30 protein-coding genes are annotated in these 25,188 nt (G+C 64.1%); 24 read left to right on the top strand and 6 right to left on the bottom strand.

The features are described from left to right. Window positions 1-9 precede the first annotated feature (9 nt). The 5 genes from V6E02_RS05540 to V6E02_RS05520 all read right to left on the bottom strand — a co-directional run bounded on the left by V6E02_RS05540 (window position 10) and on the right by V6E02_RS05520 (window position 5,568). Window positions 10-1,368 (bottom strand): AAA family ATPase, encoded by a 1,359-nt coding sequence (locus V6E02_RS05540; RefSeq protein WP_347307779.1) that lies wholly within the window; start codon window positions 1,366-1,368, stop codon window positions 10-12. Between the two features lie 19 nt (window positions 1,369-1,387). Beyond that, window positions 1,388-2,833, bottom strand: coding sequence for a sigma-54-dependent transcriptional regulator (locus V6E02_RS05535; protein WP_347307778.1), 1,446 nt, complete (start codon window positions 2,831-2,833; stop codon window positions 1,388-1,390). 97 nt (window positions 2,834-2,930) lie between these two features. After that, a complete protein-coding gene (locus tag V6E02_RS05530) occupies window positions 2,931-3,644 on the bottom strand; it encodes an ABC transporter ATP-binding protein (RefSeq protein ID WP_347307777.1) in 714 nt (237 codons plus the stop codon). After that, the gene (locus tag V6E02_RS05525) at window positions 3,641-4,525 is read right to left on the bottom strand and encodes an NAD-dependent epimerase/dehydratase family protein (RefSeq protein ID WP_347307776.1); all 885 of its coding nucleotides are present in this window, start codon (window positions 4,523-4,525) and stop codon (window positions 3,641-3,643) included. Before V6E02_RS05525 ends, V6E02_RS05530 begins: the two co-directional genes overlap by 4 nt. Continuing rightward, window positions 4,525-5,568, bottom strand: a complete 1,044-nt coding sequence (locus V6E02_RS05520) for an LLM class flavin-dependent oxidoreductase (protein WP_347307775.1) — start codon at window positions 5,566-5,568, stop codon at window positions 4,525-4,527. The genes V6E02_RS05525 and V6E02_RS05520 overlap by 1 nt, the downstream gene beginning before the upstream one ends. 70 nt (window positions 5,569-5,638) lie before the next feature. On the opposite strand from V6E02_RS05520, the gene V6E02_RS05515 reads away from it, so the two are divergent. From V6E02_RS05515 to murA, 10 genes are all read left to right on the top strand, one after another. Continuing rightward, on the top strand, window positions 5,639-6,130 hold the full coding sequence (locus tag V6E02_RS05515) for a DUF72 domain-containing protein (RefSeq protein WP_347307774.1): 492 nt from the start codon (window positions 5,639-5,641) through the stop codon (window positions 6,128-6,130). A gap of 44 nt (window positions 6,131-6,174) precedes the next feature. Then, window positions 6,175-6,987, top strand: coding sequence for an ABC transporter ATP-binding protein (locus V6E02_RS05510; protein ID WP_347307773.1), 813 nt, complete (start codon window positions 6,175-6,177; stop codon window positions 6,985-6,987). Next, window positions 6,980-7,774, top strand: coding sequence for a lipid asymmetry maintenance ABC transporter permease subunit MlaE (gene mlaE / locus V6E02_RS05505; RefSeq protein WP_347307772.1), 795 nt, complete (start codon window positions 6,980-6,982; stop codon window positions 7,772-7,774). Before V6E02_RS05510 ends, mlaE begins: the two co-directional genes overlap by 8 nt. Before the next feature lie 5 nt (window positions 7,775-7,779). Further along, the gene (mlaD, locus tag V6E02_RS05500) at window positions 7,780-8,250 is read left to right on the top strand and encodes an outer membrane lipid asymmetry maintenance protein MlaD (protein ID WP_347307771.1); all 471 of its coding nucleotides are present in this window, start codon (window positions 7,780-7,782) and stop codon (window positions 8,248-8,250) included. A 36-nt stretch (window positions 8,251-8,286) separates the two neighbouring features. After that, the gene (locus tag V6E02_RS05495) at window positions 8,287-8,913 is read left to right on the top strand and encodes an MlaC/ttg2D family ABC transporter substrate-binding protein (RefSeq protein ID WP_347307770.1); all 627 of its coding nucleotides are present in this window, start codon (window positions 8,287-8,289) and stop codon (window positions 8,911-8,913) included. Continuing rightward, the gene (locus tag V6E02_RS05490) at window positions 8,913-9,203 is read left to right on the top strand and encodes an STAS domain-containing protein (RefSeq protein ID WP_347307769.1); all 291 of its coding nucleotides are present in this window, start codon (window positions 8,913-8,915) and stop codon (window positions 9,201-9,203) included. The genes V6E02_RS05495 and V6E02_RS05490 overlap by 1 nt, the downstream gene beginning before the upstream one ends. Continuing rightward, the gene (locus V6E02_RS05485) at window positions 9,200-10,108 is read left to right on the top strand and encodes an ABC transporter ATP-binding protein (protein ID WP_347307768.1); all 909 of its coding nucleotides are present in this window, start codon (window positions 9,200-9,202) and stop codon (window positions 10,106-10,108) included. Before V6E02_RS05490 ends, V6E02_RS05485 begins: the two co-directional genes overlap by 4 nt. Next, window positions 10,105-10,857, top strand: coding sequence for an ABC transporter permease (locus V6E02_RS05480; protein WP_347307767.1), 753 nt, complete (start codon window positions 10,105-10,107; stop codon window positions 10,855-10,857). Before V6E02_RS05485 ends, V6E02_RS05480 begins: the two co-directional genes overlap by 4 nt. A 4-nt stretch (window positions 10,858-10,861) precedes the next feature. Next, on the top strand, window positions 10,862-11,098 hold the full coding sequence (locus V6E02_RS05475) for a BolA family protein (protein ID WP_347307766.1): 237 nt from the start codon (window positions 10,862-10,864) through the stop codon (window positions 11,096-11,098). Between the two features lie 99 nt (window positions 11,099-11,197). Further along, a complete protein-coding gene (gene murA / locus V6E02_RS05470; RefSeq protein WP_347307765.1) occupies window positions 11,198-12,463 on the top strand; it encodes a UDP-N-acetylglucosamine 1-carboxyvinyltransferase in 1,266 nt (421 codons plus the stop codon). 41 nt (window positions 12,464-12,504) lie between these two features. On the opposite strand, the gene V6E02_RS05465 is transcribed toward murA, so the two are convergent. Next, window positions 12,505-14,448: an LTA synthase family protein gene (locus V6E02_RS05465; RefSeq protein WP_347307764.1), complete on the bottom strand. Its 1,944-nt coding sequence runs from the start codon at window positions 14,446-14,448 to the stop codon at window positions 12,505-12,507. 198 nt (window positions 14,449-14,646) lie between these two features. On the opposite strand from V6E02_RS05465, the gene hisG reads away from it, so the two are divergent. The 14 genes from hisG (at window position 14,647) to V6E02_RS05395 (ending at window position 25,154) form a co-directional block, all read left to right on the top strand. Continuing rightward, window positions 14,647-15,300: an ATP phosphoribosyltransferase gene (gene hisG / locus V6E02_RS05460; RefSeq protein WP_347307763.1), complete on the top strand. Its 654-nt coding sequence runs from the start codon at window positions 14,647-14,649 to the stop codon at window positions 15,298-15,300. Then, window positions 15,294-16,598 carry a histidinol dehydrogenase gene (hisD, locus tag V6E02_RS05455; protein ID WP_347307762.1) on the top strand — a complete coding sequence of 435 codons (1,305 nt, stop codon included), beginning with the start codon at window positions 15,294-15,296 and terminating at the stop codon, window positions 16,596-16,598. The genes hisG and hisD overlap by 7 nt, the downstream gene beginning before the upstream one ends. Before the next feature lie 67 nt (window positions 16,599-16,665). Then, complete coding sequence (gene hisC / locus V6E02_RS05450; RefSeq protein ID WP_347307761.1) at window positions 16,666-17,727, top strand: histidinol-phosphate transaminase; 1,062 nt, start codon at window positions 16,666-16,668, stop codon at window positions 17,725-17,727. Window positions 17,728-17,780: 53 nt separating this feature from the next. Continuing rightward, window positions 17,781-18,368: an imidazoleglycerol-phosphate dehydratase HisB gene (gene hisB / locus V6E02_RS05445; protein WP_347307760.1), complete on the top strand. Its 588-nt coding sequence runs from the start codon at window positions 17,781-17,783 to the stop codon at window positions 18,366-18,368. A gap of 43 nt (window positions 18,369-18,411) precedes the next feature. Further along, a complete protein-coding gene (gene hisH, locus V6E02_RS05440) occupies window positions 18,412-19,086 on the top strand; it encodes an imidazole glycerol phosphate synthase subunit HisH (protein WP_347307759.1) in 675 nt (224 codons plus the stop codon). Between the two features lie 10 nt (window positions 19,087-19,096). Next, complete coding sequence (gene hisA / locus V6E02_RS05435) at window positions 19,097-19,858, top strand: 1-(5-phosphoribosyl)-5-[(5-phosphoribosylamino)methylideneamino]imidazole-4-carboxamide isomerase (protein ID WP_347307758.1); 762 nt, start codon at window positions 19,097-19,099, stop codon at window positions 19,856-19,858. A 21-nt stretch (window positions 19,859-19,879) separates the two neighbouring features. Then, the gene (gene hisF / locus V6E02_RS05430) at window positions 19,880-20,641 is read left to right on the top strand and encodes an imidazole glycerol phosphate synthase subunit HisF (protein WP_347307757.1); all 762 of its coding nucleotides are present in this window, start codon (window positions 19,880-19,882) and stop codon (window positions 20,639-20,641) included. Between the two features lie 45 nt (window positions 20,642-20,686). Further along, the gene (gene hisI / locus V6E02_RS05425) at window positions 20,687-21,073 is read left to right on the top strand and encodes a phosphoribosyl-AMP cyclohydrolase (RefSeq protein WP_347307756.1); all 387 of its coding nucleotides are present in this window, start codon (window positions 20,687-20,689) and stop codon (window positions 21,071-21,073) included. Window positions 21,074-21,083: 10 nt separating this feature from the next. Then, window positions 21,084-21,404 carry a phosphoribosyl-ATP diphosphatase gene (locus tag V6E02_RS05420; RefSeq protein WP_347307755.1) on the top strand — a complete coding sequence of 107 codons (321 nt, stop codon included), beginning with the start codon at window positions 21,084-21,086 and terminating at the stop codon, window positions 21,402-21,404. A 19-nt stretch (window positions 21,405-21,423) separates the two neighbouring features. Next, the gene (locus tag V6E02_RS05415) at window positions 21,424-21,762 is read left to right on the top strand and encodes an HIT domain-containing protein (RefSeq protein ID WP_347307754.1); all 339 of its coding nucleotides are present in this window, start codon (window positions 21,424-21,426) and stop codon (window positions 21,760-21,762) included. Window positions 21,763-21,781: 19 nt separating this feature from the next. Continuing rightward, window positions 21,782-22,003 (top strand): Sec-independent protein translocase subunit TatA, encoded by a 222-nt coding sequence (tatA, locus tag V6E02_RS05410; protein ID WP_347307753.1) that lies wholly within the window; start codon window positions 21,782-21,784, stop codon window positions 22,001-22,003. A 70-nt stretch (window positions 22,004-22,073) separates the two neighbouring features. Further along, the gene (gene tatB, locus V6E02_RS05405) at window positions 22,074-22,535 is read left to right on the top strand and encodes a Sec-independent protein translocase protein TatB (RefSeq protein WP_347307752.1); all 462 of its coding nucleotides are present in this window, start codon (window positions 22,074-22,076) and stop codon (window positions 22,533-22,535) included. Continuing rightward, window positions 22,532-23,338, top strand: a complete 807-nt coding sequence (tatC, locus tag V6E02_RS05400) for a twin-arginine translocase subunit TatC (RefSeq protein WP_347307751.1) — start codon at window positions 22,532-22,534, stop codon at window positions 23,336-23,338. The genes tatB and tatC overlap by 4 nt, the downstream gene beginning before the upstream one ends. Window positions 23,339-23,378: 40 nt before the next feature. After that, on the top strand, window positions 23,379-25,154 hold the full coding sequence (locus tag V6E02_RS05395; protein WP_347307750.1) for a thioredoxin domain-containing protein: 1,776 nt from the start codon (window positions 23,379-23,381) through the stop codon (window positions 25,152-25,154). The last annotated feature ends 34 nt before the right edge of the window (window positions 25,155-25,188 follow it).

Raw genomic sequence — 25,188 nt, 5'->3', positions numbered from 1 at the left:
TGCTCCTCTCTATCCCGCTTCGTGGCTCTCGCGGGTCTTGCGGATTTCCTCGCGCACGCCGCGGACGCTGCGCAGATAAGGCCGCTGCGCACGCAGCGCGGCGGGCAAGCGGGACATGGCTTGCTTGGCGGCGGCCGGGTCGGGGAAGCTGCCGTAGAGCACGCTGACGGCGGGTTTGCCACCCGCTTGGGTACGGTACACAAAAACCTTCTCTATTTCAACGAGTTTGGCGAGCTCCTCCAAGTAGAGCTCGAGCTTGTTCAGGTCCGTGCCGGAAATGAGTTGGACATGGATGCTGAGGGTATCGGCGGGCGCCTTGGCCAGCCATGCTTCGGTGGCGGTCAAGCGCGCCGCGGCAAGGCCAGGCGGAATCGTGGTCTTGGGCGTTGCGGGAGAGGAAGCGCTCGGTGCCGCCAGGGGCGCCCTGGCGAGGGTGGCCATAGGCGCCGGCGGTGCTGCAGCCGGCAAAAGGCGCCCCGCCCCGAAACCCGCCACCGCACCGAGGAGAACTAGCGCCACCCCGCCTGCCCACAGGCGCCGACGACTGGGATGAGCGAAATCGATGAACTCGGAATCCTTGGCTGCAGCCAGCACATGGCGCGCATTGACCTCGTGGGTACGCTCGGTGTAGGCGACCAACAGCGCCTTGTCGGCGATGATATTGATGCGCCGGGTCAGTCCTAGGGAGGCACGCTGGATTTCCCGCACCGCCGCGGGGCCGAACACGTCCGGCCCCTTGTAACCCGCCTGGCGCATGCGGAAATTGAGATAGGCGCGGGTGTCGGTGGCATTGAGGGGATCGAGATGGAAGCTGTGGACGATGCGTTCCCGCAGCTGGCGGATCGCGGGGTCGGTCAGCAGCTCGTCCAGCTCCGGCTGGCCGAACAACACGATTTGCAGCAGCTTGTGGTGCTGGGTTTCCAGATTGGACAGCAGCCGGATCTCCTCCAACGTGGCCAGCGGCATGGCCTGGGCTTCCTCCACGAACAACACCACCTGTCGGCCCTCGGCGTGGCGCTGCAGTAGGTAGTCGTAGAGAGCCTGCATCGCTTGCAGTCGTGGCGCGTCCGGCGCCAAGGACAGGTGCAGCTCGAAGGCGATGGCGTGCAGGATCTCGCCGGGCTGCACGCTGGGATTGGCGAGATAAACCGTCTCCACCGTCTCCGGCAGGCTATCCTCCAGCATGCGGCAGAGCATGGTCTTGCCGCTGCCCACTTCGCCCACCACCTTGACGATGCCCTCGCCATGGCGGATAGCGTAGATCAGCGCATCGAGGATGGCACCCCGGTTGCCCCCCGGGAAGAAGAATTCCGTATTGGGGGTGATGCGGAAGGGTGGCTTCGAAAGACCGAAAAACTCCAGGTACACGCGAAGGCCGTTTTGTTTCCTACTCGCGAGCCGCGTTCTCGTAGGACTGCATGCGGCTGTAGAGCGTGGTGCGGTTCACCCCGAGCAGCTTGGCTGCCTGGCTCAGATTGCCATGGGTGAGTTTCAGGGCTGCTTCCACGTAGCTTCTCTCCCATTGCTTGAGCATTTGGTCGAGATTGAAATTGGCCTGGCTTTGCAAATGCTTGCGCGCCATTTCCGTCACCGCTTCCGCGCTGGTGAGAAGCTCCAGGGGGCTCGCGGCATAGACCTGGGTATCGAGCTCGTCCTCCAGTTGTTGGGCGGTCACATTCTGCCCCGCATACTTGGTGGTGAGCCGGATGACGATGTTGCGCAGCTCACGCACGTTGCCGGGAAAGTGGTAGCTCATCCAGCGTTCCGTGGCCTGTTGGTCCAGTTCGAAGGGCGCCACATGGGCCTGGCGCGCGTAGAAGGCACGGAAGTGGTCGAGCAGGGCGAGCTTGTCCTCGGCGAGTTCTCTGAGCGGCGGCACGGCAATGGTGAAGACGGACAGGCGGTGGTAGAGGTCGGCGCGGAAGCGGCCGGCGCGAATCTCGGCGCGCAGATCGCGGTTGGTGGCGGCGATGATGCGTGCGTTGGAGTGACGGGTCTGGGTCTCGCCTACCCGCTGGAATTCGCCGTTTTCCAGCACGCGCAAGAGTTTAGCCTGCAGCTCGAAGGGTAGTTCGCCGATCTCGTCCAAAAACAGGGTGCCGTCGCTGGCATCCTCGAAATAGCCGGAACGGGCATTCTGCGCGCCGGTGAAGGCGCCCTTGCTGTAGCCAAACAGGGTGGGTTCGACCAGGGTGGGCGAGATCGCTGCGCAGTTGAGGGCGAGGAAGGCCTTGCGCCGGCGGCTGGAGAGCCGATGTAGGCAGGCCGCCACCAGTTCCTTGCCACTCCCGGATTCGCCCTCGATCAATACCGGAAAGGGCGAGTCCGCGAACTGGGCGATTTGCTGGCGCAGCTTGGCCACCGGGGGGCTTGCGCCCACCAGGCCGCAGGTGGCATCGCCCTCGGCCTGGGCCTGGGCTGCCACCTCCGCGCGCCGCGCTTGCAGCGCCCGTTCCAGATGACCGATCAGGGTCCCGGGATCGCAGGGCTTGGCGATGAAATCGATGGCGCCCAGCGTGCGCGCATGGCGCGCGTTGACCTCGTCGTTCTGGCCGGACAGAACCAGGATCTTGATGTCGGGCGAATAGGCCAGCAGTTCCGATATGAGATGGAACCCCTCATCCGGCAGATGGGTGAGCGGCGGCAGGCCCAGGTCCACCAGCGCCAGCTCGGGCGGCGCGTTTAGCTCCTGCAAGAGCAGCTGGGCCCGGGCGCGGGAATCTGCGGTCAGCACCCGAAACCGCTTGGCGAGCACGAAACTCAGGGTTTCGCTGATGAGAGGATCGTCATCGACGATGAGGAGAACGGGCTTCTCATTCTGCGGTGTTGCCACGGGGAACTCCCAGAAAAGAAAGCCTCTGCGCCGGGTTCAACAATTCTCGCTTTTTCTGGCATTGTGCCAGAAGCGGCGCGCGGAAACCAAGGCCGTTTCAGGCGATGGTGGCGAGATAGGCGGCCTCCAAGGTGGCGGCACCAAACTGGGCGCGGCAAGCCGCCGGCGTGCCGGTGAAGCGCAGCGTGCCTTCGTGCAGGATGGCCATGGCATTGCACAGCTCTTCCACGTCGGCCAGGGCGTGGGTACTCATGAACACGGTTCGGCCGTCCGCCGCCAAGCGGCCAAGCGCGTCCTTGAGCAGGGCACGCGCCTTGGGGTCCAGGCCGCTCATGGGCTCGTCCAGGACAAACAACTGCGCCCCGCTCACCAGGCAGGCCACCAGCCCCAACTTGCGTGTCATGCCTTTGGAATAGGTACGCGCTGGGCGGTCCAAGGCTTGGGAATCGAGATCGAGCGCCGCGCAGGCAGCCTGTGTGTCTGCCTCGCTATAGGGGATTCCACGCAGCGTTTGCAGATAGCGCACGAATTCGCGCCCGGTGAGGTAGTGGGGCGGCAGAAAGTTTTCCGGAAGATGGGCGATGACGCGGCGCGCTTCCACTGTCCTATGGGGCCGTCCCAGTAGGCTGATGCGACCGGCGTCGAGGGCGCAGAAATCCAGCAGGCATTTGATGAGCGTGGTCTTGCCGGCGCCATTCGCGCCCACCAGGCCCCAGGTGGTAGCGGCCGGCACTTGCAGCGTCACCTCACGTAGCACGGCTCGGCCGGCATAGGTCTTGCACACGCCTTCGATGGAAATCGCGGCAGTCATGGGGCCATGATAGCAGCGAGGGTGGCGCGCACGTCATGGCGTGGCTGCCAAGCAAGCTGCAACCGCGCCCGGCTGCAGTCGAGGGTGAGCGAGTGGCTAAGCCCCGCGACCCAGTCGGGTTCGCCGCCGAAGCCGGTCAAACGCCAGGCGGTGTAGAGCAACCCGCGCGCGACGGGCGGGGGCAAGCGTAGGCGGCGGCCCAGATCGTCGAGCGTGAAATAGCCCGGCGCGGCCAGGTTGTAGGGACCACGGACGTCGCCCGGCGCGAACAGGACGGCGAGGATGGCGGCCACCACGTCTTGCTCGTGCACGCACTGCAGACGTGGGCTGCTCTTGGCTAGCGCCACCCCCAGCGGCAGCCGCAACAGCGTGCGCAACAAGGGCTGACAGCATGGGCCTAGGATGGCGTGGGGGCGCAAGCGCACGGCCTGGGGCAGGCAGTCCTCGAACCAGGCCTCCAGCATCGCCTTGTGGGCCGCATAAAGGAAACCCGGCAGGGGTGAGAGCGGGGCGTCTTCCGTCAGATTCTCGCCGTGGCCATAGACGGCCGCGCTGGATAGGTGCACAAGGCGTGCGATGCCCATCCGGGCCGCGGTTTCGAACAGGCGCTGGGTAGCTTCCACATTGATCGCGCGCATGGTGTGGGCCGGCATGTGTCCGCGCAGCACGACGAAGGCCAGGTGCACGAGCGCGTCGCAGCCGGCGAGCCAGTGGTGGTGGGGCGCGCGCAGGTCGGCGATGTAGTGCGTGAGCTTGGGGTGGACAAAGCCGGTGGGGCGCAGATCCAAGCCGATCACCGTTTCCACCTCGGGTCGCGCGCAGAGGGCGGGCAGCAGCGCGTGCGCGAGATGGGAAGCAGCACCCGTGACACACACCCGCATCAGTCGTCTCTTTGCAGGGCCGGTATCACCTCGCTGGCGAGCACCTGGAGGGACTCGCGCGTAAGCTCCGTGGGCATGGCGCCCGCGCCTACCGCGCACAGCACGTGCGTGACCCCTGCCTCGGCCAGCGATGAGAGCCGGTCGATACACTCCGCGGGGGAACCGACCACCGCCATGCCGAAGCGGCGCAACACCGCGAGATCGACGCCCAGGCGCAGCAGGTGTCGGAAACGGCCCAGTTCGCGGAAGTGTTCATAGCTGGGATAGAGCCGTTCCAACACGGGCAGGGTCACGCGCAGGAGTTCCCCATAGAACCACTCGAAGGCCGGTGCCGCCAGTCGGCGCGCGCGGCGTCCGTCTGGTAGGCAGAACACGCCCAGCGTCATGCCGATGGCGGGTGGCTCATCACCCTGCCAGGCGGCGCGGTAGGCTGCGATGTCGGCGCGGGTCATGAACCAGGGCTTGAAGGGGCCGGCCAGCAGATTGAGCTGCTGACCTGCCGCCCAGTGGAAACTCTCGGGACTCACCGCCGCGGCCCACAGGGGCGGCGCGGCCTGCAGGGGCTTGGGTAGGATGTCCACCTGGGTGCCGTCGGCGAGGGTTACCGGTCCCCGCGCGAAACTCGCCCGTAGCACCGCGAGCCCAGCCTCGGTACGGGCACGGCTTTCCTCCATGGGCGCGCCGAACACCCGGTACTCCTGGGGGGCGAAGCCCCGGCCGATGCCTACTTCGAGCCGGCCGTGGGAGAGCACGTCCAGCGTGGCCACCCGTTCCGCCACCCGCACGGGATGGTGGTGGGGCAAGGGAATCACCCCTAGCCCCAGGCGCAGCCGGCGGGTGCGCATGGCCGCCGCAGCAAGCAGCAAGTCGGGGGCGGAGCTGTGGGAATAATGGCGTGTGAAGTGGTGTTCCACCAGCCAGGCGCAGCGAAAGCCTAGGTTATCGGCCAGCATAAGTTCCTGTAGCCAGTCGTCCACGGCCTGCGCCTCGCTGCGGCCGAGGGCGGGTGGCATGGCCAGTTCGTGGAAGAGATCGAAGTGCATGGGATGATGGGCAGGATAGCGAAGGCGCAGACGACCTCAAACGCCTGAGCCTGGTGGATAATGCCTGTTCATGACGCAATCTGCCATGCACTTCTGTGCCCTGGGGGCCATGGGTTGGGAGCACGGGCATTGGCTGGGCGCCTTCTATCCGGAAGACCTCCCGACGGAATGGCGTTTGTCCTACTACGCCACCCAGTTCGACTGTGTGTTCCTGACCCATGCCCTGTGGGCGCACACCGCGCCGGAGACGCTTTCGTCTTGGGCCGCGGAGACCCTGGAGCGTTTCCGCTTCCTGCTGGAGCATCCGCCGGGGCCGTTCTCCCCGGAAGACCAGGCCCGGCTTGCCGCCCTGGGAGAACGGGGTGTGGCGCTGGGACCGGAGCGCCATGCCTGGATCATCTGGTTCGATGCCAACGCCGATCTCAAGCTGCTCGCGCAACGCATCCAGGAAAAAGGGCAGCAAGCCTACGCCCAGGGGCAGCGACTCTATATCATTTCCCTGGATGCCGACCTTGCGCGCATCGAGGCGGTGCGGACCCTGCTGGAAGTGCTCGGTTACTGAGCGTCCGCGCTTTGAGTACAATAACGACTTTTGCGCGCTTCCCCATGGCTTGCGAGAACCTGATCGAAATCCGGGACGTGAATTTCACCTACGACGTGCGGCCGGTGCTCAAGGGCATCAACATGAGCATCCCGCGCGGCAAGGTAGTGGCCATCATGGGTCTGTCCGGTTGTGGCAAGACCACGCTTTTGCGCCTGATCGGCGCGCAGATCTTTCCCACTAGCGGCCAGGTGGTGGTGGATGGCCAGGTCACCAGCGAGCTGGACAGCGAAGGCATTTATGCCTTGCGCCGGCGCATGGGTATGCTGTTCCAGTTCGGCGCCCTGTTCACGGACATGACCGTGTTCGACAACGTGGCTTTCCAGATGCGCGAGCACACCGACCTGCCGGAAGAGCTCATCCGCGATCTGGTGATGATGAAGCTGCACGCCGTGGGCTTGCATGCCGTGTGGAACATGCGGCCAGCGGAACTTTCGGGGGGCATGGCGCGGCGAGTGGCGCTGGCGCGGGCGATCGCCCTCGACCCTATGCTGATCATGTATGACGAACCGTTTACGGGCCTCGATCCCATCGCCATGAGCGTGATCGGCAATCTGGTACGCCGCTTGAACGATGCCCTGGGCGCCACTTCCATCATCGTCACCCATGACGTTCAGGAGTCGTTGCAGATCGTGGATTACATCTACTTCATGGCCGATGGTGTGGTGATCGCCAAGGGCACGCCGGAGGAGATCCGCAACTCCGATACGCCCTTCGTGCATCAGTTCGTGCATGGCGAGATCGACGGGCCGATGGCCTATCACTATCCGGCGCCGCCCTACCGGGCCGATCTGGGACTGGAGGCGGCCCATGGCTGAGCGCTTGCTGGCCGCGGTGCGGGCCATCGGCCATCGCGTGGTGGATGCGGTCTGGCGCATGGGCTACGCGGCGCGCTTCTTCCTGGCCACCCTGCTTCATTCCGGCGCGAGTTTCCGGCGCTTTCATCTCACCATCAAGGAGATCTACTTCAGCGGCGTGCTCTCCCTGATCATCATCTTGGTGTCTGGCCTGTTCGTGGGCATGGTGCTCGGGCTACAGGGCTACGAGACGTTGCAAAAGTACGGGTCTGAATCGGCCCTGGGCACGCTGGTGGCCCTGTCCCTGGTGCGGGAGCTGGGGCCAGTGCTGGCCGCGCTCCTGTTTGCCAGCCGCGCGGGCTCCGCCATCACGGCGGAAATCGGCTTGATGAAGGCCACCGAGCAACTCTCGGCGATGGAAATGATGGCGGTGGACCCCATTGCGCGGGTGGTGGCACCGCGCTTCTGGGGCGGGGTGATTTCCATGCCGCTTCTGGCTGCCCTGTTTTCCGCCATCGGCGTCTTCGGCGGCTATCTGGTGGGCGTGGTGTTGATCGGCGTGGACGAGGGGCAGTTCTGGTCGCAGATGCAGGCGGCAGTGGATTTCCGTGAAGACATCGTCAACGGCGTGATCAAGAGCGTCGTATTTGGCATCGCCGTGACCGCCATCGCCCTGTTCGAGGGCTATGATGCGCCGCCCACGGCGGAAGGGGTGTCCCATGCCACCACCCGCACCGTGGTGACCTCTTCGCTGGCCGTGCTGGCGCTGGATTTCGTATTGACCGCATTCATGTTTCGGGGAGTATAGGCGTAATGGAACGCACGACGATGGACCTCTGGGTGGGCGCCTTCGTGGTCGCTGGCATGGCGGCGCTTCTGGTGTTGGCCTTCAAGGTCGGCAACCTGGGCACTTTCAACAACAACGAGACTTATCGCCTTTGGGCGGAATTCGAGAACATCGGCGGGCTCAAGGTGCGCGCGCCGGTGAAGAGCGCCGGCGTGGTGGTGGGGCGGGTCGCCGACATCCAGTTCGACAACCAGACCTTCCGCGCTCGCGTTACCTTCAACGTGGACAAGCGCTACCAGTTCCCCAAGGACACTTTCGCCAAGATCCTCACCTCCGGCCTGTTGGGCGAGCAGTACATCGGGCTCGACCCGGGCGGGGATGCCGAGAATCTCAAGGACGGCGACAAGGTCGCCAAGACCCAGTCCGCGATGGTGCTGGAAAACCTGATCGGCCAGTTCCTCTACAGCAAGGCGGCCGAAGGAGAGGGCACCAAGTGAATTCGGCCCAACGGGCCTTGTAGAGAGGACCATTGCATGAAAAAACTGCTCGCCTATCTTGCCCTGTTTTTTGCCGCCCTGCCGTTCATGGCCAGCGCCAACACCCTGCCGCCGGATGAACTCGTAAAATCGGTGGCCAGCGAGGTGATGAACATCATCAAGTCCGACAAGGACATCCAGAAGGGCGACCAGAAAAAGATCTATGCCCTGGTGGATGCCAAGGTGCTGCCCCATTTCGATTTCACCCGCATGACGCGTCTCGCCGTGGGGCGCTACTGGCGCGAGGCGACGCCGGAACAGCAGCAGCGGCTTACGAAGGAATTCCGCGATCTGCTGGTGCGCACCTATGCCATGTCGCTTGCCAACTACAAGAACCAGACCATCGAATACAAGCCGCTGCGCGTCGGTCCCAACGATACCGACGTGACGGTCAAGACCGTGGTCATCGAGCCAGGCCGGCAGCCCATCCCCATCGATTACCAGATGGTGAAGACGGCGGATGGCTGGAAGGTCTATGACATCACGGTGGAAGGGGTGAGCCTGGTGGTGAACTACCGTTCCAGCTTCGCTCAGGAAATCCAGCAGGGCGGCATCGAGCGGCTGATCCATGCCCTGGCGGAGAAGAATGCCCAGGTCGGCCAGCCGGCTACCCGGAAGAACTGATGAGTGCCATCCGCCGGGAAGGGGACCGGCTGACAGTCAGCGGCCCCATCCACATATCCAATGCGCGCGCGCTGCTGGCGCAAGGCGCTGCCCTGCTCGCGCCCGAGGTCACCTTGGTGGATCTCGCCGAGGTCACCGACGTGGATTCCGCCGCGGTGAGCCTGCTTTTGGAGTGGCAGCGGCAGGCGGCGCGGCTGGGCCGCCGCCTGCGCTTCGCCCATCTTCCCGCGAGTCTCAAGAGCCTGGCTGTCCTCTACGGCGTGACTGAACTGTTGCCCGAGGAGGCATGAGCGGCAGCCCCCCTGCGCTGGAGGTGCGCGCGGTCCACAAGCGCTTTGGTGAACTGCACGCCTTGCGTGGCGTGGATCTCACCGTGGAGGCCGGCGAATTCTTCGCCCTGCTGGGGCCCAACGGCGCTGGCAAATCCACTTTGATCAACATCGTGGCGGGGCTTGCGCGTGCCACCCTGGGCAGTGCGCGCGTCATGGGCCATGACGTGGTGCGCGATTACCGCGCCGCACGCCGGGCGCTGGGCGTCGTGCCTCAAGAACTGGTATTCGATCCCTTCTTCACCGTGCGTGAGACGCTGGAAATCCAGTCTGGCTATTTCGGCTTGCGCGACAACCATGCCTGGATCGACGCCCTGCTTGACGGGCTTGGCCTTGCGGACAAGGCGGACACCAACATGCGCAAACTTTCGGGGGGCATGAAGCGGCGCGTGCTGGTGGCGCAGGCGCTGGTGCACAAGCCGCCGGTGATCATCCTCGATGAGCCCACCGCCGGCGTCGACGTGGAGCTGCGCCAGAGCTTGTGGCAGTTCATCCAGATGCTCAATCGCGAAGGCCACACCGTCTTGCTCACCACCCACTACCTGGAAGAGGCGGAGGCCCTGTGCAACCGCATCGCCATGCTCAAGCAGGGTCGCATCATCGCCCTCGACACAAAGCAAAACCTGCTTTCTCGTTTTACCGAGAAATACGCGAGCTTCACTCTGCGCGAGGGGCGCCTGCCGCCGGAGCTGCAAGGAAAGGTTGTCGCCAGCGGTGACCGCTATACGCTGCGCTTGAACGACATGGCCGAGCTGGAAAACTTGCTGTGCCTGCTGCGCACGCAGGGGGCCGTAATAGCCGATCTCGACCTGGTGAAGCCGGATCTGGAGGAAGTGTTCATCCACTTGATGCAAAGCCAGCCATGACCTCCTTCCTCACCCTGTTCTACAAGGAGTTGCTGCGCTTCTGGAAGGTTTCGCTGCAGACCATCCTGGCGCCCATCATCACGGCGCTGCTTTACTTGCTGATTTTTTCCCATGTCCTGTCCCGCCACGAGGTCTATCCTGGTGTGCCCTATACGGCATTTCTGATTCCTGGCCTGGTCATGATGTCGGTGCTGCAGAATGCCTTCGCCAACAGCTCTTCCAGTCTTATCCAGTCCAAGATCACCGGCAACATCGTGTTCGTGCTGTTGCCACCCATTTCCTACCGGGAGTTTTTTCTCGCTTACGTCGCGGCGTCCATGGTGCGTGGCATGGTGGTGGGTATGGGCGTGCTGCTGGTGGCGGTGTGGTTTACCCCCGTGCCGCTACGGCATCCTGCATGGGCCCTGGGCTTTGCTCTGCTGGGCAGCGCCCTGATGGGAGCGTTGGGCGTGGTGGCGGGCATCTGGGCCGAAAAGTTCGACCAGATGGCGGGCTTCCAGAACTTCCTCATCATGCCCCTGACTTTTCTCGCGGGCGTGTTTTATTCCATCCATTCCCTGCCGCCCTTCTGGCAGGCAGCCTCCCATTTCAATCCGTTCTTCTACATGATCGACGGCTTTCGCTATGGCTTCTTCGGCCTGTCCGACGTGCCTCCGGCGCGCAGCCTATTCATTGTGACCTTGGCCTGTTTGGCCTTATCATTGGCCACTTTGCAACTACTCAGGTCCGGCTACAAGCTCCGCTACTGACGCTATGGTGACTCCGGAACAGATCGAGCACTACATCCGCCAGGGCCTGCCCTGCGACCACGTTGAGGTGCGCGGTGATGGCCAGCATTTCGAGGCGGTGATCGTCAGCCCCGTCTTCCGCGGCAAGAGCATGGTGCAGCAGCACCAGGCCGTGTATGCCGCGCTGGGCGATCGCATGCGCGAGGAAATCCACGCCCTCTCCATGAAGACTTTCACGCCCGAGGACTGGGCGAAGCGCTAGCAAATTTCGGCACCAGCGCTGCGGCGCCCAGACGATTGCGACGCGTGAATGCGCCGCGGCTGCCCCGCCTGGCCGAAAGGTATCCACCCAACCGCAAACATGGACAAACTGCTGATTCAGGGCGGCGCGCCGCTCCAAGGTGAAGTGCGCATCTCCGGCGCCAAGAATGCGGCCCTGCCCATTCTGTGCGCCGGCTTGCTTACCTCGGAGACGGTCAGCCTCACCAACGTGCCCCATCTGCGCGACGTGACCACCATGCTGTCCCTGCTGGGGGGCATGGGCATGCAGGTGACCGTGGATGAGACGATGGAGCTCACCTTGAACGGTGCCCATATTCACCGGCGTGAGGCCCCCTACGACATGGTCAAGACCATGCGTGCCTCGATCCTGGTGCTGGGACCGCTGTTGGCGCGCTTTGGCGAGGCGCGCGTGTCCCTGCCCGGCGGCTGTGCCATCGGCTCCCGCCCGGTGGATTTGCACATCAAGGGGCTCAAGGCCATGGGCGCGCAGATCGAAATCGAGCACGGCTACATCGTGGCCCGCGCCGAGCGGCTCAAGGGGACACGCATCTTCATGGATTTGGTGTCGGTGACCGGCACCGAGAACTTGATGATGGCCGCGACCCTGGCCGAGGGCGAGACGGTGATCGAAAACGCGGCGCGGGAGCCGGAGGTGGTGGACCTCGCACAGTGCCTGACCAGCATGGGGGCGCGCATTTCCGGTGCCGGGACCGACGTGATCCGTATCCGCGGCGTGGAACGTCTTTCTGGGGCGCGCCACCGCATCATGCCCGATCGCATCGAGACCGGCACCTATTTGTGCGCTGCCGCCGCCACCGGTGGCGAGATTCGGCTGCTGGACACCTCCGCATCCTATCTGGATGCCGTGCTCGACAAGCTGATGGATGCTGGCTGCGACATCGTCACGGAAAAGTCGCCGGACCACGAAGCAATTCGTCTACGCGCACCGCGCAAGCTCACGGCGGTATCGGTGAGGACCGCGCCCTATCCGGCCTTCCCCACCGACATGCAGGCGCAATTCATGGCCCTCAACACCATCGCCCGCGGCACCGCCGTGATTCGCGAAACCATCTTCGAGAATCGCTTCATGCATGCAGTGGAACTGAAGCGGCTGGGCGCCAACATTCGTATCGACGGCAACCAGGCGGTGGTGGAAGGGGTGGAGCGTCTCACCGGTGCCGCGGTCATGGCCACCGACCTGCGCGCGTCCGCCAGCCTGGTGATCGCGGGCCTGGTGGCAGAAGGCGAAACCCTGATCGACCGCATCTACCACCTGGACCGTGGCTACGAGGCGATCGAGGAAAAACTCTCCCGGCTAGGCGCGCGCATCAAGCGCGTGCGCTGAACGATAACGCAAGCGGCCCGCCGCACGATTCCGGCCGCGCTCTAGGGACGGGAGCGCGCGGCATAGAGGCCGTGGCGAAACACATAGGCTGCGGTTTGATAGCAGGCGATCGCTTCTCGGGCGAGGTCGGCGTCTTCGACTCGGCTCCTCGGTAGATTCCGCTCGTCGAGCTCAAACACGTCCACCTTGCGCTTGGGTCGCAGCACCACCATACGGCCGTTCTTGATGTAGCCCAGCGTCTGGTAATTGGCGACGTAGGCGCGGTCAGCGGAGGGCGGCGCGTGGAGGACATCCCGCCCGAAAAACTTGCTGTCGTAGTCCAGACCCAGCACGCCCAGTAGGGTCGGCACGATGTCGATCTGCGACATCAAGCGGTCGATCCGCTGCGGCGAGATGTGCTTCGGTGAGTAGAAAAACACGGGAATCCGGTACTTGTCCACCGGGATGTTGACGGTACCGCGGGCATTGGCGCCGTGATCGGCGGTGATCACGAACAGGGTGTCGTCGTACCAGGAATGTTTGCGTGCTTGTGCGAGCAGATGGCCGATTGCGTAGTCAGCATATTTCACTGCGCCTTCGCGCCCGGAGCCGGGGGGAATGTCGATGCGGCCGGCAGGATAGGTATAGGGCCGGTGATTGCTGGTGGTCATGATGTGAACGAAGAAAGGGCGAGCGGGCGCCCCCGGCGGCGTGTTCTCCAAGACGTGGTCCATCTTCTGGATGACGTGGTCGAACAGGTATTCATCGGCCACCCCCCAGATGTTGGCGAAGCCGATCTCGTGCTTCGGGATGTCCGTGCGGTCGATGATCTGGTAGCCGTTGGCGCCGAAAAAGGCGTTCATGTTGTCGAAATAGCCATACCCACCGTAGGCGAAGTACACCTGGTAGCCGAATTCCCCTAGGAGGCTTCCAAGGGAGAACAAGTGCTCGTTCCTGGGCCGGCGCACGATGGACTGGCCAGGCGTCGGCGGCAGGCTCAGGGACAGCGCCTCAAGTCCACGCACCGTGCGATTGCCAGTGGCGTAGACGTTGGAAAACCACAGGCTATCCTTAGCCAGGCGATCCATTACCGGCGTCAACCCGCGCGGGTCGCCATAAGCACCGAGAAACTCCGCACCCATGCTCTCGATACTCACCAGCACGACATTGAGGCGCCTAGACCGGCCACTGCCAGCGATATGACGCTCAAGCCCGCCGGCCGGTTGATCGGCTCGCCAGCTGCCGCCATCTTCCATGAGCAGGCGGCGCGTCGTGGCGAAGGCCTCCTTTTCCGGCAGGGTGGCATAAAAACGTTCGAAGTCGAGTTCGTTTGCGCGCGCGGCAGCAAAGAAGGCATAGATTCCGTTGCCAGCCAGCTCGTTGACCGAATCGCTGCTGCTCTGGTTTTTCAGGTCACCGTTTAGCCCCATGATGAGGCCCGCCAGCAGCGTGCTCCAGCCCACAAACCAAGCCAGCCGAGATTGCCAGGCCCAGGGCCTGCCGGCCAAGGCATAAATCCGGCGCGCGAAGGGAACCCACCACAACACCGCAGCCAGCGCCAGCCCGAGCATGATTCTGCCCACCGGGTAGCTTTCGCGAATGTTGCCCAGAACTTCCTGGGAGTAGATGAGGTAGTCAACGGCGATGAAGTTGAAGCGCGCTCCAAATTCTTCCCAGAAAAACCACTCGGACACCGCGGTGAGCAGCAGCACGAAGGTCAAAACGGCCAGCGCCAGCATGACCATGGCACGCCAGACGTGCCAGCGCGCGAAGCGGTCAGGCACCAGGGCGAGCATTACGAACACCGGCGTCACGAAGTAAATTGCCGCGGCGAGGTCAAACAACAGGCCAAAGCCAAAAATCTGCAGATAGGGCGTCAGGCCCGAGGGTAGCCCCACCTCTGGCCGCAGCATCAGCGCGATGCGGGTGATCATGGCGATGGTGATCGAACTGGCGACGAGGGCTAAGACCGGCACCAGGCGTGGGGGTAGGCGTTCTTTGCGCATGCTGAATTCGTCTGCGGAAAACATGTCATGGTATGTCAACGGGCGCCTGCGCTACAAACCGGGGCTGGCTATTCAACCCTGGCTTGGCTCGGCTGGGGCAACAGGGGCTCGCAGGGGGGGAGCCGGCAGATCCGGAACCGGAACTTAGGCGAAACTACAGGGATCCAGTAAAATCACAATTTTGCGCGAAAGCCCGCCGTGTCTGGGATTACCATTGCCCTGTCCAAGGGCCGGATTTTCGAGGAAACTACGCCGCTTCTAAAGGCTGCGGGACTTCAGCCGCTGGAGGATCCGGAGTCCTCGCGCAAGCTCATCATCGGCACCAACCGGCCCGATGTGCGACTCATCATCGTGCGCGCCACCGATGTGCCCACCTATGTGCAGCACGGGGGCGCCGATCTGGGCATTGCGGGCCGCGACGTGTTGCTGGAGCATGGCGGCACCGGGCTGTACCAGCCGCTGGATCTTAAGATCGGCCGCTGCCGCATGATGGTGGCGGCGCCTGAAGGGTTCGACTATGCCGGACGGGTGCGCCAGGGGGCGCGTCTGCGCGTGGCGACCAAGTATGTGAAGACCGCACGCGAGCATTTCGCCGGCAAGGGCGTGCATGTGGATCTGATCAAGCTCTACGGCTCCATGGAACTCGCCCCCCTGGTGGGCTTGGCCGACGCCATCGTCGATCTCGTCTCCACCGGTGGCACCCTGAAAGCCAACAACCTGGTCGCGGTAGAAGAGATCATGCCCATCAGCTCCCGGCTGGTGGTGAATCAGGCTGCTTTGAAACTCAAGTACGGGCAGATCCAACCTCTGCTCGAACAGTTCGCCGCGGCCGTGGGAGATGCTCCATGTTGAAACTGCGCCGTCTGGCCACTGCCGATGCCGATTTCGAGGCACGGTTTTCACAGCTGCTTGCCTTCGAAGGGGCCCAGGATGCCGCCATCGAAGCCAGCGTTGCCCGTATCCTGGAGGACGTCAAGCGCCGGGGGGATGCCGCCGTGCTGGACTACACGCGCCAGTTCGACCGGCTCGATGCGCCCTCCGTGGCCGCCCTGGAACTGCCCAAGGTGCGTCTGACCCAGGCGCTCGCGGGGCTGGATCCGGACGTGCACGATGCCCTAGTGGTGGCTGCCGACCGGGTGCGCGCCTACCACGAGCGCCAAGTGCTGCAGTCCTGGACCTATACCGAACCGGACGGCACCGTGCTGGGCCAGCAGGTCACGCCTCTGGATCGCGTCGGCCTGTACGTGCCGGGCGGCAAGGCGGCCTACCCGTCCTCGGTGTTGATGAATGCCATTCCGGCCAAGGTGGCCGGGGTAGCGGAGCTGGTCATGGTGGTTCCCACGCCAGGCGGCGTGGTAAATGACCTGGTCCTGGCCGCCGCCGCGGTGTGCGGAGTGAATCGGGTGTTCACCATCGGCGGGGCGCAGGCAGTGGGAGCGCTGGCCTACGGCACGGCGACCATCCCCCAGGTGGACAAGATCGTGGGCCCCGGCAATGCCTATGTGGCCGCCGCTAAGCGTCGCGTGTTCGGGGTGGTGGGCATCGACATGGTGGCGGGGCCTTCGGAGATCCTGGTGATCTGCGACGGCAAGACCGAGCCGGACTGGATTGCCATGGATCTCTTCTCCCAGGCCGAGCACGACGAGCTCGCCCAGTCCATCCTACTGTGTCCGGACGCCGAATTCATCGACCGGGTTGCGGTCAGCATGGAACGGCTGCTCGAGCAGATGCCACGCCGGAAGGTGATCACCGCGTCGCTGGAAGGCCGGGGTGCCTTGATCCATGTGCGGGATCTGGAAGAGGCGGTGGCCCTCGCCAACCGCATCGCTCCCGAGCATCTGGAGCTATCCGTGGCAGAGCCCGAATTCTGGGCGAAGAAAATTCGCCACGCGGGCGCCATCTTCATGGGCCGCAACACCTGCGAAGCCTTGGGCGATTACTGTGCGGGTCCCAACCACGTGTTGCCTACCTCGCGCACTGCACGTTTTTCCTCCCCCCTGGGGGTGTATGACTTCCAGAAACGTTCCAGCCTGATCCAGGTTTCGCCCGAGGGAGCCCATAGCCTGGGCCGCATTGCTGCCACCCTGGCCTATGGCGAGGGCCTAGAGGCCCATGCCAAGTCGGCGGAATATCGGATTCCCCATCGTTGACGTGCCTCGCGCGCTCCGGCCGGCGGGCAGGGGCCAAGCGCGAGACCCCTATGGCGTGGATATGCCCATGAACCCCGACCAACTCATACGCGACGAAATCCGCGCGCTAACCCCCTACCACGTGCCGGAGGCCACCGGCTACGTGAAGCTGGACGCGATGGAGAACCCCTACCCGTTGCCGGAGGCGCTGCGTGCGGAAATCGCGCAGCTTGTGGCGCACACCGACATCAACCGCTATCCGGACGCGGAAGCGGTGCGACTCAAGGCGCGGCTCAGACAGACTATGGGTATTGGGCCCGAGTGGGACATCCTATTGGGCAATGGTTCCGACGAGCTCATCCAGATCCTCGCCTTCGCGGTGGCGCGGCCGGGTGCGATTGTGCTCGGCCTGGAGCCGTCCTTCGTCATGTACCGCATGATCGCCACCTTTGCCGGCTTGCGTTACGTGGGCGTGCCCCTCAAACCGGACTTTCGCCTCGACCGGGAGGCGACCCTGGCGGCCATCCGCACCCACCAGCCGGCGCTGGTGTTCATCGCCTATCCCAACAATCCCACCGGCAATTTGTTCGACGAGGCGACCCTGCTGGAAATCCTGGCCGCGGCGCCGGGGCTGGTGGTGGTGGACGAGGCCTACCACGTTTTCGCCCGCAAAAGCGTGCTGCCGCGCTTGGCCGACTACCCGAATCTGCTGGTGATGCGCACCCTGTCCAAGCTGGGGCTGGCGGGTCTGCGCCTAGGGTTTCTGGTGGGCGCGCGCGCCTGGCTTGCGGAGCTTGGCAAGCTGCGCTTGCCGTATAATGTCAACGCCCTCACCCAGGTGGTGGCGGAGCGGGTGCTGGGGGCGATGGCGGTGCTCGAAGAGCAAGCGGCATGTATTCGCGAGGCGCGCGGGGAACTGTTCCGCGCCCTGAAAGCCCTGCCGGGCGTTGAGCCCTACCCCAGCGATGCGAATTTCATCCTGTTCCGCGTGCCGGATGCGGAGCGGACTTTCGAAGGCTTGAAGCGACAGGGCATCCTGATAAAGAACCTGAACCGGGCCCACCCCATGCTTGCGGGCTGCCTGCGGGTGACCGTGGGCACGCCCGAGGAAAACGGCCGATTCCTGCACAGCCTAGCGACCTGCCTTTGACCAGATCTTCCACCTGCCCCATGAACCGCGCTTCACACGACATCGAATGCCCCATGCGCGAAGCTGCCAGCCAACGCCACACCCTGGAAACGCGCATCGCCGCCCGCATCAATCTCGATGGCAGCGGCCAGGCCCGCATCGCCACCGGTGTGCCCTTTCTCGATCACATGCTCGAGCAGGTGGCCCGGCATGGCCTGTTCGACATCGAGGTAACGGCGCAGGGCGATCTGCACATTGATGCCCACCATACCGTCGAGGACGTGGGCATCACCCTCGGTCAGGTATTCGCCATGGCGGTGGGCGACAAGAAGGGTATTCGCCGCATGGGCCATGCCTACGCGCCCCTGGACGAAGCCTTGTCGCGGGTGGTGGTGGATCTCTCGGGGCGGCCTGGCCTGGTGTTCCAGGTGGAGTTCACGCGCCCACGGGTGGGGGAATTCGACGTGGACCTGATCCGCGAATTCTTCCAGGGTTTCGTCAATCACGCCCAGCTCACCCTGCACGTGGACAATCTGCGTGGCCTCAACGCGCACCATCAGGCAGAGAGTGTGTTCAAGGGCTTTGGGCGCGCGCTGCGCATGGCGGTGGAACGGGACTTTAGGGCGGCCGGCATCATGCCTTCCACCAAGGGAAGCTTGTAATCCATTTGCCCGTGTGACACGTCGCTCCCGGCCCCGTTTGACCATGACCGACATTGCCGTCATCGACTATGGAATGGGCAACCTGCGCTCGGTCTCCAAGGCCCTGGAGCACGTGGCACCGCGGGCGAGGGTGAGTGTGACCAGCGATCCCGATGTGATCCGGCGCGCCGGGCGGGTGGTATTTCCGGGCGTGGGGCATGCTGCCGACTGCCTGCGCGAGCTCGATGCCCGGGGCTTGCGCGAACTGGTGGCTGAGGTGGCGCGCAGCAAGCCCTTCCTCGGCATTTGTCTGGGCATGCAGATGCTATTCGAACATTCGGAGGAAGGCGACACCCCGGGCCTGGGCATCCTGCCGGGGCGGGTGCTGCGGTTTCCCGGCGAGGCCATGCACGATGCGCAGGGCGAGAGGCTCAAGGTGCCCCACATGGGCTGGAACCAGGTGTACCAGGTCCAGCCCCATCCCCTGTGGAACGGCATCGCCGACGGCGCGCGCTTTTATTTCGTGCACAGCTATTACTGCGAACCGGCCACCCCCGATCTGGTGGCGGGATATAGTCTCTATCCCTTTCCCTTCACCAGTGCCGTGGCGCGGGAGAACGTGTTCGCGGTGCAATTCCACCCGGAAAAGAGCCAGGCCGCTGGCCTGACTCTGCTGGGCAATTTCGTGCTTTGGGACGGCGGCGCCGGCGCCGCCTGTACCCCATCGGTCTGCCTGTGAGAGTTCTGCAATGCTGATCATTCCCGCCATCGACCTCAAGGATGGACATTGCGTCCGTCTCAAGCAGGGTATCATGGAGCAAGCCACCGTGTTCTCCGATGATCCCGCCGCCATGGCCCGCCATTGGCTGGCCCAAGGCGCACGCCGTCTGCATCTGGTGGACCTCAACGGTGCCTTCGCCGGCAAACCCGTGAATGAAAAGGCCATCCAAGCCATCATCGAGGCGGTGGGGACGGAAATCCCGGTGCAACTCGGGGGCGGTATCCGCGACCTGGACACCATCGAGCGCTACCTGGACGACGGCGTGAGCTACGTCATCATCGGTACTGCGGCGGTGAAGAACCCGGGCTTTTTGCACGAGGCTTGCGATGCCTTCCCCGGCCATATCATGGTGGGACTGGACGCCAAGGACGGCAAGGTGGCGGTTGACGGCTGGTCCAAGGTCACGGGCCATGATGTGGTGGACCTGGCCAGGAAATTCGAAGGCTATGGCGTCGAGGCCGTGATCTACACCGACATCGGCCGCGACGGCATGCTCTCAGGTGTGAACATCGAAGCCACCGTGCGGCTTGCGCGGGAGCTTTCCATTCCCGTCATCGCCAGCGGCGGCATCACCAATCTGGACGACATCCGCGCTTTGTGTGCGGTGGAAGACGAGGGCATCATGGGGGCCATCACCGGCCGCGCCATCTACCAAGGTTCGCTGGATTTCGCGGCAGCGCAGAAGCTGGCCGACGAGCTGGGTGCCCAGCGCGCGGCGCAGAAGAGCTAGCAGGGTCGGCCTGCCCACGCCATGGCCCTGGCCAAACGCATCATCCCCTGTCTCGACGTGACCGCCGGCCGCGTGGTGAAGGGGGTGAACTTCGTCAACCTCAAGGACGCGGGCGACCCCGTGGAAATCGCCCGTCGCTACGACGAGCAAGGGGCGGACGAGCTCACCTTCCTCGATATCACCGCCAGCTCCGACGAGCGCGACATCATCCTGCAAGTGGTCGAGGCGGTGGCCTCGCAGGTGTTCATTCCCCTCACGGTGGGCGGCGGTGTGCGTTCCGCCGAGGACGTGCGCCGCCTGCTGCACGCGGGCGCCGACAAGGTATCCATGAACACCTCGGCCGTGCAAAACCCGCAACTGGTGGAGGAGGCCGCGGCGCGTTTCGGCAACCAGTGCATCGTGGTGGCCATCGATGCCAAGGAGACGGCACCCGGCAAGTGGCAAGTCTTCACCCATGGTGGGCGCAAGAATGCCGGCCTCGACGCCGTGGCTTGGGCACGCCGGGTGGAAACTCTGGGCGCGGGCGAGATCCTGCTCACTTCCATGGATCGCGATGGCACCCGGCAGGGCTTTGACCTTGCCTTGACGCGGGCGGTGGCGGATGCCGTGGACATTCCGGTGATCGCCAGCGGCGGCGTGGGCAATCTCGACCATCTGGTGGCCGGCATTCTCGAGGGTCATGCTGATGCGGTGCTAGCCGCGAGCATCTTCCATTTCGGCGAATACACCGTGCGTGAGGCCAAGGAATACCTGTCGCGCCATGGCATCGAAGTGCGCCTCTGAGCGTGCGCCAGACGTGTAAAATGGCTTTTTTGTCCGGAAGGCGCCATGGCAGATTGGCTTGACGAAGTACGCTTCAGCGAAGATGGCCTGGTGCCGGTGATCGCCCAGGAAGCAGCCAGCGGTCGGGTGCTCATGGTGGCCTGGATGAATCGGGAGGCCCTGACCAGGACCGCCGCTACTGGCGAGGCGGTGTACTGGTCCCGCTCCCGCGGCCGTTTCTGGCACAAGGGCGAGGAGTCAGGCCACGTGCAGAAGGTGAAGGAAATCCGTCTGGACTGCGATGGCGACGTGATTCTTCTCACCGTGGAGCAGGTGGGTGGCATTGCCTGCCATACCGGCCGCGAAAGTTGCTTCTACCGGCGACTGGACGGCGACCGCTGGGTGGACGTGGAGCCTGTCCTCAAGGACCCGGCGCTGATTTACCGCAAATGAGCCGCCAGCCATGAACGACATCCTAGACAAGCTCGCCGCCACCCTGGAGGCGCGCAAGGGCGCCAATCCCGAGACTTCCTACGTGGCGCGGCTGTATGCCCAGGGACTCGATGCCATCCTCAAGAAGGTGGGCGAAGAGGCGGCGGAAACCCTCATCGCTGCCAAGGGGGGTGAGCGCGGGCAACTGGTGTACGAGGTGGCCGATCTGTGGTTTCACACCTTGGTGCTTCTGGCAAGCCAAGGCTTGGGGCCGCGTGACGTGCTGGCAGAACTCGCTCGGCGTGAAGGTGTCTCCGGTATCGTGGAGAAGGCCTCGCGCCGGGAATCATGACCGGTGTGAGAGGGGCGAAATGGAAGACTGCATTTTCTGCAAGATCGTGCGGGGCGAGCTGCCCAGCCGCAAGGCCTATGAGGACGAGGATGTACTGGTGTTCCATGACATCCATCCCATCGCGCCGGTGCATTTGCTTCTGATTCCCAAGGCCCACGTGGCGAGCTTGGCCGATTGCGGGCCGGCGCACCAGGCGCTGTTGGGCAAGCTCTTGTTGTTGGCGCCGCGCCTGGCGCGGGAACATGGGCTCACCGAGGGTTTCCGCACCATGATCAACACCGGTCGCGGCGGCGGGCAGGAAATCTTTCATCTGCATCTGCACGTGTTTGGTGGCGGCGAGCGTATTCCAAAAATCTGATTTTCCGGAGGAGCGAAACATGGGTTCTTTCAGTATCTGGCACTGGCTCATCGTTCTGGCCATCGTCCTGCTCGTGTTCGGCACCAAGAAGCTGCGCAATCTGGGCAGCGACCTGGGTGGCGCGGTGAAAGGCTTCAAGGATGCCATGAAAGAAGGCGCGGCCGAGGCGCCCAAGCAGGTGGAGGCCAAACCCACGGGCACCACGGTGGAGGGTGAGGTCAAGGACAAGACCCATGGTTGAATGCTTGCTGCGCGTCCCCCCAAAGTGACGGCTCGGGCTCAATGGCTGGGCTGAAGCCGGACGGCTGAACATGTTCGACATCGGCTTTTCCGAGCTGCTGGTGATCGGCGTGGTGGCTCTCATCGTGCTGGGGCCGGAGCGCCTGCCCAAGGTCGCCCGCACCGCAGGGCATCTGCTCGGCCGCTTCCAGCGCTATGTCTCGGACGTGAAGGCCGAGATCAAGCGTGAGATGCACAATGAGGAGATCATGAAACTCTCCGCCAGCCTGCAGGAGGCGAAGGATGCGGTGACCGGCGTGGAACAGGCGCTGCATGAGCAAGTGGGCGAGACCGGGCAGATTCTCAAATCGGTTCCGGAATCCGTGGGTTCCCTGGAGTTCGTCGAAGAACCCAGACCGGTGGAAGTCACGCGCTCCGCGCCGGATGAGGCCGCTGCGCCGCCTGCCGAGCCCTCGCCCCAGCTGGAGCTGCCGCTGCCGCCTCTGAGCGAGCCGCCCGCGCAGCATATCCCGCCGCACAACCCCGCGCCATGAGCGAACAGACCTTCATCTCACACCTCCTCGAGCTGCGCGACCGGCTGTTGCGCATGGTGGCGGCGGTGGTGGTGGTCTTCATCATTTTGTTCATCTACCCCGGGGCGAACACTCTCTACACCCTGCTGGCCAAGCCCCTGCTCGCCAGTCTGCCCAAGGGGGGACAAATGATTGCCACCGAGGTCACCACACCCTTTTTCGTCCCCATGAAAGTGACCGCGCTGGCGGCTTTTCTCATTGCCCTGCCCTATATCCTGTACCAGATCTGGGCCTTCGTCGCCCCCGGCTTGTATGCCCATGAAAAGCGCTTCGCCCTACCCCTTCTGGTTTCGAGCGTGCTGCTTTTCTTTGTGGGCATGGCCTTTGCGTATTTCCTGGTGTTTCCCGTGGTGTTCGGCTTCATCACCCATGTGGCGCCGGAAGGCGTGGCAGTGATGACCGACATCGGCAAATATCTCGATTTCGTTATCACCCTATTCATCGCCTTCGGCATCACCTTCGAGGTACCGGTGGCGGTGGTCTTGTTGGTGAAGGTGGACCTGGTGAGCGTGGAGAAACTGCGCAAGATCCGTCCCTATATCATCGTCGGGGCCTTCGTGGTGGGCGCCATCTTCACGCCGCCGGATGTGGTGTCCCAGTTCATGCTGGCCGTGCCCCTGTGGCTTTTGTACGAGGTGGGAATCCTCCTGGCGCGGCTGGTGAGCCGCGCCCGTCCCGAGGAGACGCCCTATCGGCCGCTTTCCGAGTCGGAACTGGATGCCGAGTTGGATCGCATCGAGACAGAACAAAAGCGCGGCTCCTAATGCCGCAAAGACACTCGCCTCCCGTATAGCGGAAGCCCCCATGCGCACCCTTCTTCTCGTTCTTCTGCTCTTCGCGCCAGCATTGCAGGCCGAACCCCTGGCCAACCGGCTGCGGCATCATCCCTCGCCCTATCTCGCCCTGCATGGCACCGACCCCACGGCCTGGCAGGAATGGAATGCCGAAACCGTGGCGCGGGCGCGCCGCGAGAACAAGCTCTTGTTCGTCTCCCTGGGCTATTTCTCCTGTCATTGGTGCCATGTGATGCAAAAGGAGAGCTACCGCGATCCCGAGATCGCTGCCTTCCTCAATGCCCATTTCATTCCGGTCAAGGTGGACCGGGAACTCGATCCTGCGCTGGACGCACAGCTACAGGCCTTTGCCGAGGCCACTCGCGGCCAGTCTGGCTGGCCGTTGAACGTCTTCATCACGCCCGAGGGCTACCCCCTATTCGCGCTGCTTTATGCGCCGCCAGCGGAATTTCTGCAAGCCGTGCAGCGCCTGGCCGCGCGCTGGGACGAGGAAGGGCCGCAGCTTGCGCGGCTGGCGCGGGAAGCGGCACTGCCGCCACCGCCGCCCCTGACGGTGGAGGCGCGCTTCGCCCCTGCCATCGGCGTGCTCTACCAGCAGCGTCTCGTCGAGGAAGCCCTCGCCCACGCCGATGTCCTCCAGGGCGGCTTCGGCAAGGTGAGCAAGTTTCCCCATGCACCCCAGCTCGCTGCGCTGCTCGCCATCGAGGGCCGCAAGCCCAATCCCAGACTGGCGGAATTCCTGCGTCTCAGCTTGGACCAGATGGCGCGGCTAGGTCTGCGTGACCACGTGGCAGGCGGCTTCTTCCGCTACACCGTGGATCCGGACTGGCACACGCCCCACTTCGAGAAAATGCTCTACGACAACGCCCAGCTGGCAGCCGTATATTTGGACGCATCGCGCCTGCTAGCCCGCCCCGAATACCGAGACATCGCTTATGAGACCTTGGACTTCATGCTGGAAAACTTGCGTGATGTCTCCGGTGGTTTCGTGACCAGCACCTCGGCGGTGGACGAGGCAGGGCGCGAAGGCGGTGTCTATCTCTGGGACAAGGCGGAACTGGCGCGGCTACTCGATGCTGCGGATTACAGCCTGGTCGAGCGCATCTGGGGGCTTGGCGAGCCGCCATCCTTCGAGCTCGGTTATCTGCCCATGGCGCGCATCGTCCCCACGGCCGCGGAAACCGCGCGGCTTAGGGCCATCCATGCGCGCCTCAAGGCGGAGCGCGCACGGCGCGGACTCTTACGCGACGAGAAACTGTTGGCGGGGCTCAACGGCCTGGCGCTTGCCGCGCTTGCGCGCGCCGCCCAGGACGAACCCCGTTATCGGCCAGCGGCACGGGCGGTGCGGGATTTTCTGGTGCAACGCTTGATGACGGATCAGGGCCTCCGCAAGGGCATTGCCAGCGGCCAGGTCCTGGGGCCGGCGGATTTGGAGGACTATGCCTATGTGGCCGAGGGGCTGCTGGCCTACGCGCTGCTAGACGAAAGCCTGGGTGACCGGGAACGGGCGCGCACCCTCGTGACGCGCGCCTGGGACCTGTTCCATGGTCCCCACGGCTGGACCTTGGATACCCAGCCGCTCCTGGCGCGCCCCTATTATCAGCGCATCGTGCCCGATGGTGCCACGCCCGCGCCTGCTGCCGTGCTCATCCGCACAAGCTGGCGCCTGGGCGGCAAGCCCCTGCGCACGCGTGCGCTGCGGGCGCTCAACGTGGGCTATGAGATTCTGGACCAGGGCGTGTTCTGGTACGCAACCCAGGTCGCCGCCATGGGCGAGATCCAGTGACTAGCCCGGAATGCGTCAAGGCGTGACGAATGTC

The organism is Thiobacter sp. AK1 (genome assembly GCF_039822265.1).
Classification (GTDB): domain Bacteria; phylum Pseudomonadota; class Gammaproteobacteria; order Burkholderiales; family Thiobacteraceae; genus Thiobacter; species Thiobacter aerophilum.
The sequence above is the reverse complement of the archived record's forward strand: the minus strand, read 5'-3'. Positions and strand labels throughout refer to the sequence as shown.